Raw genomic sequence first — 15731 nt, 5'->3', positions numbered from 1 at the left:
CGACGTGGAAACGCTCTGGTTCGTGCTCATCGCCGTGCTGTGGCTCGGCTACCTGTTCCTCGAAGGGTTCGACTTCGGCGTCGGCATGCTGCTGCCGGTTCTCGGGCGCAGCAACGAAGAACGCCGAGTCATGATCAACACCATCGGGCCGGTCTGGGACGGCAACGAGGTGTGGCTCATCGTCGCGATCGGTGCCACGTTCGCGGCGTTCCCCGGCTGGTATGCGGCGCTGCTGAGCGCCGCGTACCTGCCACTAACGTTGTTCCTCATCGCGTTGATCGGCCGCGGCGTCGCGTTCGACTACCGCGGCAAGGTCGACAACCCGCGCTGGCGCAAGGCGTGGGACGTCACGATCGTCGCCGGCTCGTGGGTCGCCACGCTCTGCGTCGGCCTGCTGATCTCGACGACGGTGCTGGGCCTGCCGATCGACGCCGACGGCGACCGCGTGGGCTCGGCCTTCGCGGCGATCCGGTTCGACACGGTCGTCGGCGCGCTGGCGTTCGCCGGGTACGCGCTCGTGCACGGCGCGGTGTTCACCGCCCTGAAGACCGAGGGCGAGATCCGCGAGCGGGCCCGCCGGGTCGCGCTGGTGCTGGCGCCGGTGGCGTTGCTGCCGCTCGTCGCGCTGCTCGCGATCGTCGCCGGGCTCTGGGCCGGTGTGGTCGTGCTGGTGCTCGGCGCCGCGATGTGGCGGCTGCTCGCGAACCGCGACGGCCAGTCGTTCGCGCTGATGGGGCTCGCGATCGCGGCGACCGTCGTGATCCTGTTCGGCTCGCTCTACCCGAACGTCCTGCCGTCGACGCTCAACGACGCGTGGTCGCTCACGGTCGCCAACACGGCGTCGAGCCCGTACACGCTGAAGGTCATGACCTGGGTCGCCGGCTTCGGCACGCCCGCGGTGCTCGTCTACCAGGCCTGGACCTACTGGGTGTTCCGCAAGCGCATCGGCGTTCAGCACATCCCGGCGGGCCACTGATGAAGCGCGGCCCGCTGGGAGCGCTGCCCCAGCTCTCGAGGAACGCCAGGCGCGCGCTCGCCGGGGTGGGCGTGCTGGCGTTTCTCAACTCACTGGCGCTCGTCGCCCAGGCCGTCGCGCTGGCGTCGGTGATCACCACCCGCGAAGGACTTCCGCTGCTCGCCGTGGCGATCCTCGCGCGCGCTGGGCTGTCGTGGGCGACGGAAAGCGCTGCCGCTCGTGCCGCTGCCGGTGCGAAGGAGGAGCTGCGGACCCAGCTGCTCGCCAAGTCGTTCGAACGCGGTCCCGGCTGGATCGCCGACCGCGGCACGGCCGAGCTGTCGGTGCTCGCGACCAAGGGCCTCGACGCGCTCGACGCGTACTTCACCCGCTACCTGCCCGCGCTGGTCACGGCCGTGGTGGTGCCACCGCTGGTCGGCGCGTGGATCCTGGTCACAGACTGGCCGTCGGCGGTGCTGATCGCGGTGACCGTGCCGTTGATCCCGGTGTTCGCCGCGTTGATCGGCTGGTACACCGAGAAGCGCGTGCAGAAGGCCGCCGACGTCACCGAGCTGCTGTCGGCACAGCTGCTGGAGCTGGTGCGGGCGCTTCCCGTGCTCACGGTGTTCGGTCGCGCCAAGCAGCAGGCCTCTGCCGTCCGCCGGATCGGCGAGCAGCACCGCAAGGCCACGATGGGCACGCTCAAGATCGCGTTCCTGAGCGCGCTGGTGCTGGAGATCGCGGCGTCGCTGTCGGTCGCGCTGATCGCGGTCGGCATCGGCATCCGGCTCGTGCACGGCGACATGACCCTGATGACCGCGCTGGTCGTGCTGATCCTGGCGCCCGAGTGCTACCTGCCGCTGCGCGCGGCCGGTGCCGCCCACCACGCCAGCGAGGACGGGCTGGAGGCGGTCCGGCGGGTCGCCGACGTCGTCGAGCACGAGGGCTCGCACCGGCCCCGGCTGCCCGGCGGCTCGGTCCACGTCGACAACCTCCGCGTGCTGCGCCGAGGCGGGTTCGCACCCGACGGAGTCAGCTTCGACGTGCGACCGGGGGAGATTTATCGACTTGAAGGCGCGAGCGGCGCGGGGAAGTCGACGACGTTCCAGGTGCTGCTCGGCTTCCTGGAGCCGACCGACGGCACGGCGTTCGTCGCCGGCGACATCGCGTACGTGCCGCAGAAGCCGGCGTTCGCCGCGGTGACGCCGCGGGCCGAGCTGGAACTGACGGTCCCGGACGCCGACGACATCGAGCAGGTCGCACGCGAGGTCGCGGCCCAGCACCTGCTCGACCGCCGCATCACGGACCTGTCGACCGGTGAACGCCAACGCGTCGCAGTCGCGCGCGCTCTGCTGAGGGTGCGCCACGGCGCGACGGTGTTGCTGCTGGACGAACCGACCGCGCACCTCGACCCGGTGACAAGTCGCAAAGTCGACAAAGCGATCAAGCGGGCCAGCGCCACGGCGGCCGTCGTCCTCGCCTCGCACCGCGAGAAGGAGGCGACCGAGGACGAGACGTTCGCCAGGGTCGTCACCGAGGAGACGCAGCACGAACGGCCGAAGCGCCTGCCGGTGCCGTGGAAGGGCGCAGGGCTGGGCGTGCTGGCGACGGTCGCCGGCATCGCGCTGACCGCGCTCGCCGCCCACCTGATCGCCCGCGCCGCCGAGATGCCACCGATCCTGACGCTGTCGGTGCTGGTCGTGGGCGTGCGGACGTTCGCGCTGAGCAAGGGCGTGCTCCGGTACGTCGAGCGGCTCGTCACGCACCACGAGGCGTTCAAGCTCGCGACGAACCTGCGAGCCGAACTGTGGTTGCGACTCGTGCGGACCCAACGGCGCGATGGCCTCCAACGGCTCGTCGAGGACACCGACACCGTTCGCGACCTCGTGCCGCGGGTGCTCGTTCCGCCGGTCGTGGCCATCGGTGCGGGCATCGCGACCACGGTCCTGTTCGCGTTCATCGACTCGGCGGCCGCGCTGACGCTGGGAGGTCTGCTGCTCGCGGCGGGCCTCGGCGCCCCGGCCGTCGCCGTCTGGACCGAGCGCCGGGCCAGCACGAAGCTCGCCAGGGGCCGCCGCAAGGTCGCCCGGGACACGATCAACGCGCTCACCGCCGCGCCCGACCTCATCGCCCACGACGCCCACCACCGCCTGCTGGCCCGGCTGCACGCCGAGGACGTCGAGCTCGCCGGTCAGACCCGCAGGCAAGCGTTTGGCACGGGTGCCGCCACGGCGATCGTGCTGCTCGCGACCGGTGCGGCCGCCCTGGTCTGCGCCACGACCGGCAACCCGGTGCTCGGCCTGGTCCCGCTCGCCCTCGCCGAACCGCTGGCCGCGCTGCCGCCGGCCGCCCAGCAGCGCCGGGCGTTGCGCGAGGCGAGCGCCCGGCTCCAGTTCGACGCCCCGGAGCGTCCGGAGCCGGCGCGGGGCAGGCGGATCCGGCTGGAGAACGTCGACGTCCGCTGGCCGGGCGCGACCGAGCCGACGTTGCGCGACCTGCACCTCGACGTCGAACCCGGCACGCACGTCGCGATCGTCGGCCCCTCGGGCAGCGGCAAGTCGACGCTGTTCGCGCTGCTCCTTGGCTTCCTGGAGCCGGAGCGGGGGATCGTCGAGCTGCCGCGCGCCACCTGGTGCCCGCAGGAGCCGATGCTGGTCAGCACGACCGTGCGGGAGAACCTGCGGATGTCGGGGCAGCACGACGACGAGCAGCTGCGGGAGGCGTTGCGCAGGGCCTGCCTGCCCGAGTGGGCCGACCGGCTCGACACGGTGATCCGTCCCGACCAGGTGTCGGGCGGTGAGGCGCAACGGCTCGCGCTCGCACGGGCGTTGCTGCACGACGCCGACGTGGTGCTGCTCGACGAGCCCACCGCCCACCTCGACGAACCGACCGCGCGCAAGCTCCTCGACGAGCTCCGGCGCGACCGCAGGACGATCTTGCACATCACCCACCGCCCCGATGAGGCGGCACGGGCAGACCTCGTGCTGGACCTCGGCACGCCCGCCTACCGTTGAGGACCATGGACCCCTCCCTGGCGCGGCGCGTGCTCGTCGCGTCGACCGAGATCACGTCGGCGGCGCTGGAAGACCCGGAGAACGTGCTGCGGCTCGTCGTGGAGGCGGCCGCGGAGATCGCGGACGCCGACCTCGGCCTGGCCATGCTCGCGACGGCCGAGGACGACGGCACGCTGACCGTCGAGGCGTCCAGCGGCGAGCCGGTCGTCGCCACGCTGAGCTCCCGCAGCGCCGCCGCCAAGGCCGCGCGGACCGGCGTGCCGGTGATGGCCGACGACGTGACGAACGACCCGCGCACCGCCCCGTACGTGCCGCAGGCGCTGCGGAGCTACGGGCCGTTCGCCGTGGCGCCGTTCGGCACCTCCGACCGCAAGATCGGTGCGCTGGCGGTCTACCGGCGCCGGGACAAGCCGCCGTTCACGCAGGAGACCGTGGACGTGCTGTCGGCGTTCGCGGCGCAGGCAGGGCTCGCCGTGGTGCTGTCGGAGGGCTTCACGGCACGGCAGCGCGTCGCGGTCTACGAGGAGCGCGAACGCATCGCCCGCGACCTGCACGACGTGATCATCCAGCGCCTCTACGGCGCGGGCGTGCAGCTTAGCCTGCTGGAACGCCGGCTGGGCAAGAAGCTCGACAACACCGACCGGACCCGCATCAACGAGGCGGTCGACCTGGTCGACGAGACGATCGCCGAGGTCCGCGCGACCGTCCGCGAGCTGCGCAACACCGACCCCGCCGACTCGGCCGACCTGCACGACTCGATCAAGGCCGAGGTCCGCACGGCCGGCGAGCTGCTCGGGTTCCCGCCGCGCCTGCACGTGTCCGGCGACCTGGCGAACGTGCCGCGCAAGCACGCCGACGACGCGCGGGCGGCGTTGCGCGAGGCGTTGTCGAACGTCGTGCGGCACTCGGGGGCCACGAACGTCCAGATCGACGTGCGGCGCGACGAGAAGCACCTGCTGCTGCGAGTCGCCGACAACGGGTGCGGCATCCCGTCCGGCGTCACTCAACGCGGATTGCGGCACCTCGCGGAACGGGCGAAGGCGGCGAGTGGCGATTTCCGCGTCGTGAGTTCACCGAACGGGACGACGCTCACCTGGTCCGTCCCCGTTTAGCCACCCATGCGGCGGCTTGCGTTCGCCGTTCCATGCCGAGTTTGGAGAGCACGGACGTCACGTAGTTCTTCACGGTCTTCTCCGCGAGGAACAAGCGTTCACCGATTTGGCGGTTCGTCAGGCCCTCACCGATGAGTTCCAACACGCGCTGTTCCTGGTCGGTGAGGCCAACCGGGGCTGGATTGCGCATCCGTTCGAGTACCCGGCTTGTGGTGGCGGGGTCCAGAAGGGACCGTCCAGCCGCGACTTCGCGCACCGCCGTGACGACGTCCTGGCCGCGGACCTGCTTGAGCAGATAGCCCGACGCACCGGCCATGATGGCCCCGACCAGCGCCTCCTCGTCGTCGAAGGCGGTCAGCACCAGGCAGCGGATGCCCAGGTCGCGCAGGGTCCTGCACAGGTCCACACCACTGCCGTCGGGCAGCTGAACGTCCACAACCGCCACATCGGGCGTAATCTTTTGGGCCCGAGCAACCGCCTCGTCCACGGAACCGGCTTCGGCGATGACCGAGATGTCCTCCTCGTCGTCGAGCATCTCGCGCAGTCCTCTGCGCACCACTTCGTGATCGTCAACCAACAAAACGCGCACTGGCACGAATCCACCGTACGTCGAATGGCTGTTCCTGAGTGAGACTCGGATTGAGACAGTTCTTGTCATGGCAGAAGGCTCGGTAAGGCCGATCGAGGAAGCAGATCGCATAGTCGTCGCTCGTTTGGTCCTCGAGCTATGGGGCGCACACACAGCCGTCGCGCACGGCGAGGTGTTCTTCCCCGCGAGTCTGCCCGGCTTCCTCGTGGAAAAGCAGGGTCACGTGCTGGGTCTGCTGACCCACGCGGTGGCCAACCACCAACTGGAAATCGTCACGATCGACGCGTTGCGTCGGGGCCGCGGCGTCGGCACCGCGCTGGTCGACGCCGCGGTTCGGCAGGCACGCGCACTCGGCTGCTCCCGAGTGCGCCTGACGACCACGAACGACAACCTGGACGCCGTCCGCTTCTTCCAGCGCCGCGGGTTCAAGCTGGCCGTGCTCAGACCCGACGCCGTGCGCGAGGCGCGCAAGCTCAAGCCGGAGATACCGGCGGTGGGGGACTTCGGCATCCCCATCACGGACGAGCTGGACCTCGAACGATGGGTCGCGCCACGGCAGTAGTCCACAGCTGTCCACACGTTGTCCACAGGGTTGTGCACATGTGGACTACACGTGGAGCGGGTTGAACGACTCGTCCCACGCGGCGGCGACCTGGTGGGCGCACGTGGACGGCGCGACGCCTCCCACCCCGGTGCCGAGCCCCGGCATCGCGATGGTGCGGACGGCGTCGCGCACCGGCGTGCCGTCCTCCAGACGTCCGTCGAGCCACAGCCGCAGGACGGCACGGGCGGCCAGGTAGGGGTGGACGGTGTCTACCGGCAGCCGTTCGCCCGGCAGGCGCATGGTCGGCGCGCTGATCAGCCACGCGGGCTCGGTCTCGCCCGTCGCCACGATCTGCGCCTCGCCGACGGGGAGCTCACCGCCGTGCAGCGTGAGGACCGCGCTGCGGACGTTGTTCTCGACCTCGGGGAACGCCGTGGCGTAGACGGCGTCGATGCCGCCGCGCATCCAGCCCTGCGAGTTCGCGGGGCTGACTATCGCCTGCGCGGGGATGTCCAGCACCGACCCGCGGTGCACCCGCACCCCTGTGCGTCCGTCAGCGACGGCGAGCCAGGCGTTCGCCATCGGTTCGTCGACCGCGCACAACACGAGTTCAGGCGCTAGAGCGGGCACGCCCCAAGCATTCCAGTTCGAACGGTCCCGGCGGAACCCAGGTTCGGCCCCTGACACAGGCGTGATTCGCGCCTCTACTCTTCACGGCGTGCCTCGCATTGCGTACTTCGGACCACAGGGGACCTTCACCGAGCAGGCCGCGATGCGGTTCGACGGTGAGCTCGTGCCCGTCGAGACCATCCCGCTCGCCATCGCCGCGCTGCGCGCCGGTGACACCGAGTTCGCGTGCGTGCCCATCGAGAACTCCGTCGAGGGGGCCGTGCCGGCCACGCTCGACGCCCTGGTGCGCGACGAGCCGGTCGTCGCGGTGGCCGAGACCGTGCTGGACGTGCGGTTCAGCGTCCTGGTCCGCCCCGGCACGGCGGAGATCAGGACCATCGCCTCGCACCCGCACGCGTTGGCGCAGGTCCGCGAGTGGATCGCCGCCTCGCTGCCGGGGGTCACCTCGATCGCCACGTCGTCGACCGCCGCGGCCGCCGCCGCCGTGGAGCGGGGCGAGTTCGACGCCGCCGTGACCGCGCCCGTCGCCGTGCAGCACTACGAGCTGGACGAGTACGCCACCGACGTCCTCGACGTGCCGGACGCGCGGACCCGGTTCCTGCTGCTGCGCCGGCCGGGGACGCTGCCGGAGCCGACCGGCGCCGACCGCACGAGCGTCGTCGTGACCACGCCGGACCGGGTGGGCGTGCTGTCCGAGCTGCTCACGGAGCTCGCGCTGCGTGGCATCAATCTCACCGGCCTCGAATCGCGTCCCACGAAGGGCAAACTGGGCACGTACCGCTTCTACATCGACGTCGAGGGGCACATCGCAGAGCCGAGGATCGGTGACGCGCTGGCCGCGCTGCACCGACACTCGCACGAGATCCGGTTCCTCGGGTCCTTCCCGAAGGCCGACCACGAGCCCTCCGAGGCTCGCAACGACGAGTTCGCCGCAGCCGCCTCCTGGGTCGATGCTGTCAGAAAGGGCGAGCGCGGGTGAGGTTGCTGCTGGTCAGGCACGGTGAGACGGCGTCGAACATCGAACGCAAGCTGGACACGCTGATGCCGGGGCCCCCGCTGACGGAGCTGGGGCGCAAGCAGGCACGTGAGCTGGCCGACCTCCTCGCGTCCGAGGAGGTCACCGCCGTCTACGCGAGCACCGGCCTGCGCGCCCAGCAGACCGCGGCCCCGACCGCCGAGCGCTTCGGCCTGCCCGTCCAGATCCTGGAGGGCGTCCACGAGATCCAGGTCGGCTCGCTGGAGGGCCGCAACGACACCGAGGCGTACCGGACCTACCTCGAGACCGTGATCAAGTGGGCGGAGGGCGCGCTCGACGTGGCGTTCCCCGGCGACGGCGAGACCGGGCAGCAGGTCCTGGACCGGTTCCTCGGCGCCATCGGGTCGATCCGCCGGGACGAGGGCACGGTCGTGGTCGTGACCCACGGCGGCGCCGGACGGATGGGCGCGCTGGCCCTGGCCTCCAACATCCCGGTCGAGCTGGCGGAGAACCTGCTGCCGAACACCGGCGTCGTGGTCCTGGACTCCGACGGCGACGGCTGGGTGTGCCGGTCGTGGGCGGGCGTGGAGATCTGACCCGGCCCCGCTAGCCCCAGCCCAGCTCGTGCAGCCGCGCGTCGTCCACCCCGAAGTGGTGCGCGATCTCGTGCACCACGGTGATGGTGACCTCCTCCACGACGTCGTCCTCGGTGTCGCAGACGTCGAGGATCGCCTCGCGGTAGATGAAGATGTGGTCCGGCAGCGCGCCGCCGTAGTCCGTGGAGCGCTCGGTCAGCGCGATGCCCTGGTAGAGGCCCAGCAGGGACGGCTCGTCCGGGTTGCGGTCCTCGACCAGCACCACGACGTTGTTCATCGCGTGCGTGAACTCCGGCGGGACCAGGTCGAGCGCCTCCTCGACCAGCTCCTCGAAGCGGGCCCTGGTCATCTCGACGGTCATCGGTTCTCGGTGGTCGTCGTGGGGGCGCTGGAGGACGGCTTGTCGGGCTTGTTCGAGTCGGAGGGCTTGCCGGACTCCGAGGACGGCGGCTTGCCCGACTCGGAGTGCAGCGGGGCGCCGGTCGGCTCGTCCTGCGGCCTGACCGAGGTGGTCTGCGGCGGGTTCGACGTGGTCAGCGGGGCGCCGTTGGGGTTGCGGACACTGCCCTCCCACGCCACCAGGTTGTTGCCCTGGGGGACGGCGCCCACCTTGCAGTTGGCCTTGCGGGAGCCGACGGCCCAGCTCTCCTCGGCCCGCGTGTCGAACGTGACCAGCAGGCCCCTGCCCTTGAGGTCGGCGCCGCCGGTGTACTCGGTGGCGATGGCCGCGCACTTCTCCGACATCACACTCTCCTGCTGCTCGACCGGCAGGAACGGGCCCTCGGGGTGCTGCACGACGCCGACGATCTCGAACGTGTGCGGCTTCGCGCACTCGATCGGGTCGCCGACCGTGTTGTTCTCGCCGAGCGCGAGGCACACGCCGGGGTCGTACACGTTCGACTGGTCCTGCGTCTTCGCGCTGCCGAACGACGGCAGGGCGGCGCCGGACGGCGCGGCGACCTGGAGGCCGCACCGCAACTGGCGGTAACCGTCCGACCACCGGCGCTCGTCCGGGTTCAGCGTGCTGATCCCGTACTTGCCCTTCGGGTCGAGCTTGCCGGCCAGGTACGTGGTCGCGGCCTGGGAGCAGTTCTCCTGCGCGATCTTCTCCCACGCCTCGGCGTTCGGGAACGGCGCTTCCTTCGGGTAGGCGGCCGTGATGTCCGCCGTACCGGTCACCTCGAACTTGTGCGCGGCGGCGCAGTCGACCTTCTGCGCGTCCGACAGATCGGTCTTCTCCCAGTTCAGGCACTCGCCGACGGCTGCCTGGTACGCGGCGTTGACCAGTTCGCGCTTCGTCCCGATCGGTCCGGCGGACAGCACGGTGGTGAACGCGGACAACATCAACAGGCCGAACGCGCCCACGAAAGCACCGATCATCACGACCCGTGTGTCACGGGTGTGACGCGATCGACTCAACCAACCGGCGCTCGGAGACATCTCATCCATGATGCCCGTGCCGTGTGAGGCGGCTGTGCGCCGGGTTGGGTCGAGTGTTGCTTTTAGGACACTCGTCACTGAATCGGCCGTGTTTTCGCCGTCTCGCTAGGTACCTTGCCCGCGGGAGTGGTGATGACTGACAACAACTTGCCAGAGCCTGGCCAGCCGACGCCGCAGTCGGGACCGCCCGGACAACCGCAGCAACCTCCGCCGTACCAGCCTGCGCCTGACCAGGCAGGATCGAACCAGCCGGTGCCGCAGAAGCCCACCAAGGGCAAGATTCGGCAGCAGCAGGCCGGGGTGACCCAGCCTCGTCAGCCGAGCGTCGCCGAGCAGCGGGCGCGTGCCGCCGCGCAGAAGGCGCAGCAGGAGCGGTTCGCCGCGGAGTCCGCCGCGTTCGAGAAGAAGCGCAAGACGCGAAAGCGCCTGCTCATCGGTGGTGGTGTCACCGTGGGCGTGATCGCGCTGGTCGCGATCTGGTACGCGGCGGCGAGCCCGAAGAACGTCACCGCGCAGTGCACGGACCAGAACAACGTCATCGTCGACGACGACTACTGCTCCGACAGCTACTACCGCAGTCACGGCGGGTACTCGAGCGGTGGCTTCATCTACATCGGTGGCTCTTCGTACCGCTACAACTACGGAGGGTCCGGCTCGGTCGGTCAGAAGGCCGTCGGCGGCAGTTACACGATCCCCAAGGGTGCGAACGTCAGCACGAAGTCGGGCACGACGGTGCAGCGCGGCGGCTTCGGCGTCAGCAGCGGCTCGAAGAGCAGCGGAGGCTGAGCGCAGTTGCGTCGTGAAAGCTCACACCCGCGGCCGAACTGGCAGCGGACGGTCTCCGACCAGGGCCTGGTGTTCGGCCTGCCCGCGAAGTACTCCAACGGCACCGACCGCCCCTACTGGGACGAGTCGGTGCACTACGTGTTCGAGATGAGCGAGATCCTGTCGCTCGAAGCCGACGTCGAGCTGCTCCACTCCATGTGCCTCGACGCGGTGGACAACGTGGTCCTCACGGAGCGCTACCGGGACTTCGGCATCCCCGAGTGGGTCTGGCCGCACATCGCCGAGTCGTGGCGGCGCCGCGACCCGCACGTCTACGGCCGCTTCGACCTGCGCTACGACGGCTCCGGCCCGGCGAAGCTGCTCGAGTACAACGCGGACACCCCCACGTCGCTGCTGGAGGCCGCCTACATCCAGTGGTACTGGAAGACCGAGGTCTTCCCGGACGACGACCAGTGGAACTCGCTGCACGAGCGCCTGGTCGAGCGCTGGACCGAGCTCGGCGCCAAGCTCCCGTCCGGTGAGCTGCACTTCAGCTGGTCGAGCGCCGACCCGTCCGGCGAGGACCACCTCACCACCGCCTGCCTGCAGGAGACGGCCGCCGAGGCCGGGCTGAACACCGTGGGCATCGCGATGGAGGACATCGGCTGGGACACGCTGCTCAACCGGTTCGTCGACCTCGAAGAGGCCCCGATGGGCACGGTCTTCAAGCTCTACCCGTGGGAGTGGGTGGTGGAGGAGCAGTTCGGCCGCCACGCCGTCGAGTCGCTGCCCGGCACCCTGTGGCTCGAGCCGCTGTGGAAGATGCTGCTCTCCAACAAGGCGCTGCTCGCGGTCCTGTGGGAGATGTACCCGGGCCACCCCAACCTGCTCCCGGCCTACCTCAACGACCCCGGCATGCTCACCGAGTACGTGCGCAAGCCGCTGCTCGGCCGTGAGGGGTCGAACATCCAGATCGTCGCCCCCGGCTACGAAACGCAGACCGGCGGCGTCTACGGCAAAGAGGGTTTCGTCTACCAGCTGTTCGATCCGCTTCCGGACTTCGACGGCTACCGCCCCGCGTTGGGTGCCTGGGTCGTCGGCGACACGTCGGCGGGCCTCGGCATCCGGGAAACGGTCGGTCTCGTGACCGACGATGGCGCGGCGTTCGTGCCGCATCGAATTGTTGAGTAAGACTCCGAAAGGGAACAGCACATGTACGAGCTCGCGTTGGACCCCGGCTTCGGCTCGGCGATCGGCCGGGGCATCGGCGCCATCGCGCTGTACGCCGTCGTCGGTCTGGTCCTGATGGTGTTCGGCTTCTACGCGATCGACTGGACGACGCCGGGCAAGCTGTCGATCCTCGTCCGCAACGGCGCCCCGAACGCCGTGATCGTGACGTCCTCCGGCCTCGTCTCGATGGCGTTCATCGTGGTCGTGGCCATCCTCAGCGCGGTCGGCAAGCTCGACGAGGGCCTGCTCACGTCGCTGATCTACGGCATCGTCGGCATCATCGTGCAGGTCGCGGCCGTGCGGCTGCTGGAGTGGGTGACCAGGCTGGACATCGGCTCGATCATCGAGTCCGACCGGTTCGCGCCGGCGTCCGTCGTCGTCGCCGCGGCGCACGTCGCCCTCGGTCTCGTGGTCGCGTTCGCGATCTACTAGTCGCAGCTCCCGCGTGGGAGCCCCGGTCCCCGCCCGTACCGCGTTCCGGACATCCGGATGAGACGTGGAACGGGCGGGGACTACCCTTTTCAGGGTGATCGACCTCAAGGTGTTGCGCGAGAACCCGGAGATCGTGCGCGCTTCGCAGCGTGCCCGTGGCGAGGACGAGGGCGTCGTCGACTCCCTGCTGTCCGCTGACGAGCGCAGGCGCAGCGCCATCTCCCGCGCGGACACCCTGCGCGCCGAGCAGAAGGTGCTCGGCAAGGAGGTCGGCAAGGCCAAGGGCGACGAGAAGACCGCCCTGCTCGTCAAGGCGAAGGAGCTGGCCGCCGAGGTCAAGGCCGCCGAGGCCGAGCAGAACGCCACCGCGGCCGAGGTCGACGGGCTGCTGGGGAAGATCCCGAACCTGGTGCACCCGGACGCGCCCGTCGGCGGCGAGGACGACTTCCGCGTCGTCAAGCACGTCGGCGAGCCGCGCGAGTTCGACTTCGAGCCGCTCGACCACCTCGACCTGGGCACCCGGCTCGGCGCGATCGACATGGAGCGCGGCGCCAAGGTCGGCGGCTCCCGGTTCTACTTCCTCAAGGGCGTCGGCGCGCAGCTCGAGCTGGCGCTGCTCAACATGGCGGCGGCGCAGGCCACGGCCAACGGCTTCGAGCTCATGATCACGCCCACGCTGGTGCGGCCGGAGATCATGGCGGGCACCGGGTTCCTCGGCGCGCACTCGAGCGAGATCTACCACCTGCCCGCCGACGACCTGTACCTCGTCGGCACGTCGGAGGTGCCGCTCGCCGGCTACCACGCCGACGAGATCCTCGACGGCGAGAAGCGGTACGCGGGCTGGTCGTCGTGCTACCGCCGCGAGGCCGGGTCGTACGGCAAGGACACCCGCGGCATCATCCGCGTGCACCAGTTCAACAAGGTCGAGATGTTCTGCTACGTCAAGCCGGAGGACGCCGAGGCGGAGCACGCCAAGCTGCTCGGCTGGGAAGAGGAGATGCTCGCCAAGATCGAGGTGCCCTACCGGGTCATCGACACGGCCACGGGCGACCTCGGCATGTCGGCGTACCGCAAGTTCGACTGCGAGGCGTGGGTGCCGTCGCAGCAGCGGTTCCTCGAGCTGACCTCGACGTCGAACTGCACCACGTTCCAGGCCCGCCGCCTGAACGTGCGCTACCGCGACGACAACGGCAAGACGCAGATCGCGGCCACGCTCAACGGCACGCTGGCCACCACGCGGTGGATCGTCTCGATCCTGGAGAACCACCAGAACGCCGACGGCTCGGTCACCGTGCCCGAGGCGCTGCGGCCGTTCCTCGGTCTGGACGTGCTCAAGCCCCGCTAGTCCGTCCCCAGCCGGTCGGCGACGTGCTTCGCGATCTCCAGCGAGCCCGTCGCCGCCGGTGAGGGCGCGTTCAGCACGTGCACCTGGCGGTCCGCGGTCTGGATCAGGAAGTCGTCGACGAGCGACCCGTCCGGCAGCATCGCCTGCGCCCGCACACCGCTCTCGGCGCGCACCAGGTCGTCCTCGCGCACCGCGGGCACGAGCCGGGCGAGCGAGGCGGCGAAGCGCTTGCGCGACAGCGACCTCAGCACCTCCTCGACCCCGGTCCGGGCGTACTTGCGGGCGAGCCGCCACGTGCCGGGGAACCGCGCCACGTCGGCGATGTCGCCCAGCGACACGTCGCTCCACCGGTAGCCCTCGCGCCGCAACGCGAGCACCGCGTTCGGGCCGCAGTGCACCGAGCCGTCGAGCATCCGCGTGAGGTGCACGCCGAGGAACGGCAGCGTCGGGTCCGGCACCGGGTAGATCAGCCCGCGCACCAGCGACGTGCGCTTGAGCTCGTAGTACTCCCCGCGGAACGGGACGATCCTCGCCGCGGGGGAGAGCCCCGCGAGCCGCGCGATCCGGTCGCTCTGCAGGCCCGCGCAGTTCACCAGCACGTCGGCCCGGACGACCCCCTGCGGCGTCGCCACCTCCACCTTGGCGCCGTTCGTCCTGATCGCCAGCGCGGGTGAGCGCAACCGCAGGTCGTGGCCGTCGAGCGAGCGCACCAGGGCGGCGCAGACGGCCGGGTAGTCGATGATCCCGGTGCTCTCGACGCGCAACGCGGCCACGCAGGCGACCTCGGGCTCGTACTCGAGCGCCTCGGCAGCGGAGATCAGCTTCGCCGGCACGCCGTTCGCCTCCGCACGGGCGGCCAGGTCGTGCAGCCGCGGCAGCTCCTCCTCGGAGGTCGCCACGACGAGCTTCCCGCACACCTCGACCGGCACGCCGTGCTCACGGGCGAAGGCGATCATCGACGCGTTGCCGGCCACCGACATCCGCGCCTTCAAGGAACCCGGCTTGTAGTAGAGGCCGGCGTGCACGACGTTCGAGTTGTGCCCGGTCTGGTGGGCGCCCCAGCGCCCCTCCTTCTCCAGCACCGTCACGCGGTCACCGCGCGCGGCCAGCTCGGCGGCCACCGCCAGCCCCACGATTCCGCCACCGACCACCACAACAGAGCGCACGATGACGGAATCTAAAACAGCGACGTGCCGTTACAGGTGCCGGTCCAGCGTCGGCAGCACGTCCGCCGCGACGTTCTCCACGACCTGCTCGCTGCCCGCGTAGACGCCGTCGTGCCGCGGCCAGTGCGCCACCACGTCGGTGAAGCCCAGCTCAGCGGCCCTGCCGACGGCGTCGACGAAGCACTCGACGCTCGACAGCGAGTACACCGGCGCCGAGTCGAGGTTGAGGTAGCGGTTCACCCGCGACGTGCGGCCCTGCGTGGCCAACGTCTCAGTGAAGCGCTCGGACATCTCCGCCACCCCGCGCCACCACGTCTCGTGGTCCTCGGTCTCCGGACCGGTCGTGACCCAGCCCTGGCCGTACCTGGCCGCGATCGCCATCGCCTTCGGGCCGTTGGCGGCGACCACGAACGGCAGCCGCGGCCGCTGCACGCAACCGGGCGCGCTGCGGGCCTCCTCCGCCGAGTAGAACCGGCCGTTCCACGTCGTGCGGTCCTGGAACAGCAGCTGGTCGAGCAGCTCGACGAACTCGCCGAACCGGGCCGTCCGGTCGCCCGGCAGCAACGGCTTCGCGCCGGTGACGGTCGTGTCGTACCCGGCCCCACCTGCGCCGACGCCGAGCGTGAACCGGCCGTCGGAGACGTCGTCGATCGTCAGCAGCTCGCGGGCGAACGGCACCGGGTGGCGGAAGTTCGGGCTCGCGACGAACGTCCCGAGCCTGATGCGCGAGGTGACCAGCGCGGCCGCTGTCAGGGTCGGGACCGCGCCGAACCAGGGGCCGTCCACCAGCGTGCGCCAGCCGAGGTGGTCGTAGGTCCACGCGTGGTGGAACCCGTACTCCTCGGCCGCGCGCCACTTGGGTTCGGCGATCCACCATCGGTGTTCCGGGAGAATCACGATTCCAGCGCGCACGGACGTACGGTAACCAGCTGTTCAG

General features: G+C 70.4%; 16 protein-coding genes. 10 read left to right on the top strand and 6 right to left on the bottom strand.

Annotated elements, in window-relative coordinates; genetic code table 11:
- The first annotated feature begins 4 nt into the window (after positions 1–4).
- The 3 genes from cydB to VF330_RS08445 are packed head-to-tail and all read left to right on the top strand — an operon-like array spanning position 5 to position 5081.
- Positions 5–976, top strand: a complete 972-nt coding sequence (cydB, locus tag VF330_RS08455) for a cytochrome d ubiquinol oxidase subunit II (RefSeq protein WP_330850944.1) — start codon at positions 5–7, stop codon at positions 974–976.
- Complete coding sequence (gene cydD, locus VF330_RS08450) at positions 976–3969, top strand: thiol reductant ABC exporter subunit CydD (RefSeq protein ID WP_330850943.1); 2994 nt, start codon at positions 976–978, stop codon at positions 3967–3969. Before cydB ends, cydD begins: the two co-directional genes overlap by 1 nt.
- A 5-nt stretch (positions 3970–3974) precedes the next feature.
- Positions 3975–5081 carry a GAF domain-containing sensor histidine kinase gene (locus VF330_RS08445; RefSeq protein WP_330850942.1) on the top strand — a complete coding sequence of 369 codons (1107 nt, stop codon included), beginning with the start codon at positions 3975–3977 and terminating at the stop codon, positions 5079–5081.
- On the opposite strand, the gene VF330_RS08440 is transcribed toward VF330_RS08445, so the two are convergent.
- The gene (locus tag VF330_RS08440) at positions 5059–5676 is read right to left on the bottom strand and encodes a response regulator transcription factor (RefSeq protein WP_330850941.1); all 618 of its coding nucleotides are present in this window, start codon (positions 5674–5676) and stop codon (positions 5059–5061) included. The genes VF330_RS08445 and VF330_RS08440 overlap by 23 nt on opposite strands.
- Before the next feature lie 61 nt (positions 5677–5737).
- On the opposite strand from VF330_RS08440, the gene VF330_RS08435 reads away from it, so the two are divergent.
- Positions 5738–6232 (top strand): GNAT family N-acetyltransferase, encoded by a 495-nt coding sequence (locus VF330_RS08435; RefSeq protein ID WP_330850940.1) that lies wholly within the window; start codon positions 5738–5740, stop codon positions 6230–6232.
- Positions 6233–6277: 45 nt separating this feature from the next.
- Here the strand turns inward: VF330_RS08435 and VF330_RS08430 are convergent, their stop codons facing one another.
- Entirely contained in the window at positions 6278–6796 is a 519-nt protein-coding gene (locus VF330_RS08430) for a macro domain-containing protein (protein ID WP_330850978.1), read from the bottom strand.
- 136 nt (positions 6797–6932) lie between these two features.
- Here VF330_RS08430 and pheA point away from each other — a divergent pair, with 136 nt between their 5' ends.
- The gene (gene pheA / locus VF330_RS08425) at positions 6933–7823 is read left to right on the top strand and encodes a prephenate dehydratase (RefSeq protein WP_330850939.1); all 891 of its coding nucleotides are present in this window, start codon (positions 6933–6935) and stop codon (positions 7821–7823) included.
- Positions 7820–8416: a histidine phosphatase family protein gene (locus tag VF330_RS08420; RefSeq protein ID WP_330850938.1), complete on the top strand. Its 597-nt coding sequence runs from the start codon at positions 7820–7822 to the stop codon at positions 8414–8416. The genes pheA and VF330_RS08420 overlap by 4 nt, the downstream gene beginning before the upstream one ends.
- A 10-nt stretch (positions 8417–8426) precedes the next feature.
- Here the strand turns inward: VF330_RS08420 and VF330_RS08415 are convergent, their stop codons facing one another.
- Together VF330_RS08415 and VF330_RS08410 are read right to left on the bottom strand one after the other, a co-directional pair.
- Positions 8427–8777 carry a metallopeptidase family protein gene (locus VF330_RS08415; RefSeq protein WP_330850937.1) on the bottom strand — a complete coding sequence of 117 codons (351 nt, stop codon included), beginning with the start codon at positions 8775–8777 and terminating at the stop codon, positions 8427–8429.
- Complete coding sequence (locus VF330_RS08410; RefSeq protein WP_330850936.1) at positions 8774–9796, bottom strand: septum formation family protein; 1023 nt, start codon at positions 9794–9796, stop codon at positions 8774–8776. The genes VF330_RS08415 and VF330_RS08410 overlap by 4 nt, the downstream gene beginning before the upstream one ends.
- Before the next feature lie 312 nt (positions 9797–10108).
- Between VF330_RS08410 and VF330_RS08405 the strand changes: the two genes are divergently transcribed.
- The 4 genes from VF330_RS08405 (at position 10109) to serS (ending at position 13628) form a co-directional block, all read left to right on the top strand.
- Positions 10109–10642: a hypothetical protein gene (locus tag VF330_RS08405; RefSeq protein WP_330850935.1), complete on the top strand. Its 534-nt coding sequence runs from the start codon at positions 10109–10111 to the stop codon at positions 10640–10642.
- Between the two features lie 6 nt (positions 10643–10648).
- Positions 10649–11812: a glutathionylspermidine synthase family protein gene (locus tag VF330_RS08400; RefSeq protein ID WP_330850934.1), complete on the top strand. Its 1164-nt coding sequence runs from the start codon at positions 10649–10651 to the stop codon at positions 11810–11812.
- 21 nt (positions 11813–11833) lie between these two features.
- On the top strand, positions 11834–12283 hold the full coding sequence (locus tag VF330_RS08395; protein WP_330850933.1) for a DUF350 domain-containing protein: 450 nt from the start codon (positions 11834–11836) through the stop codon (positions 12281–12283).
- A 94-nt stretch (positions 12284–12377) separates the two neighbouring features.
- A complete protein-coding gene (gene serS / locus VF330_RS08390) occupies positions 12378–13628 on the top strand; it encodes a serine--tRNA ligase (RefSeq protein WP_330850932.1) in 1251 nt (416 codons plus the stop codon).
- Here serS and lhgO read toward each other — a convergent pair.
- Positions 13625–14794 (bottom strand): L-2-hydroxyglutarate oxidase, encoded by a 1170-nt coding sequence (gene lhgO, locus VF330_RS08385; RefSeq protein WP_330850931.1) that lies wholly within the window; start codon positions 14792–14794, stop codon positions 13625–13627. The genes serS and lhgO overlap by 4 nt on opposite strands.
- A gap of 30 nt (positions 14795–14824) precedes the next feature.
- A complete protein-coding gene (locus tag VF330_RS08380; protein ID WP_330850930.1) occupies positions 14825–15706 on the bottom strand; it encodes an LLM class flavin-dependent oxidoreductase in 882 nt (293 codons plus the stop codon).
- Positions 15707–15731: the final 25 nt, after the last annotated feature.

The organism is Lentzea sp. (assembly GCF_036380075.1).
Classification (GTDB): Bacteria; Actinomycetota; Actinomycetes; order Mycobacteriales; family Pseudonocardiaceae; genus Lentzea.
Note: the sequence above shows the minus strand (reverse complement) of the source record. Positions and strands in the feature narration are given on the sequence as shown.

Bases quoted from the DNA above. Each gene is read 5' to 3' on its own strand.
- cydD (WP_330850943.1), top strand. From the start codon at position 976: ATGAAGCGCGGCCCGCTGGGAGCGCTGCCCCAGCTCTCGAGGAACGCC.
- VF330_RS08445 (WP_330850942.1), top strand. From the start codon at position 3,975: ATGGACCCCTCCCTGGCGCGGCGCGTGCTCGTCGCGTCGACCGAGATC.
- VF330_RS08435 (WP_330850940.1), top strand. From the start codon at position 5,738: ATGGCAGAAGGCTCGGTAAGGCCGATCGAGGAAGCAGATCGCATAGTC.
- VF330_RS08430 (WP_330850978.1), bottom strand. From the start codon at position 6,796: ATGGCGAACGCCTGGCTCGCCGTCGCTGACGGACGCACAGGGGTGCGG.
- VF330_RS08415 (WP_330850937.1), bottom strand. From the start codon at position 8,777: ATGACCGTCGAGATGACCAGGGCCCGCTTCGAGGAGCTGGTCGAGGAG.
- VF330_RS08410 (WP_330850936.1), bottom strand. From the start codon at position 9,796: ATGATCGGTGCTTTCGTGGGCGCGTTCGGCCTGTTGATGTTGTCCGCG.
- VF330_RS08395 (WP_330850933.1), top strand. From the start codon at position 11,834: ATGTACGAGCTCGCGTTGGACCCCGGCTTCGGCTCGGCGATCGGCCGG.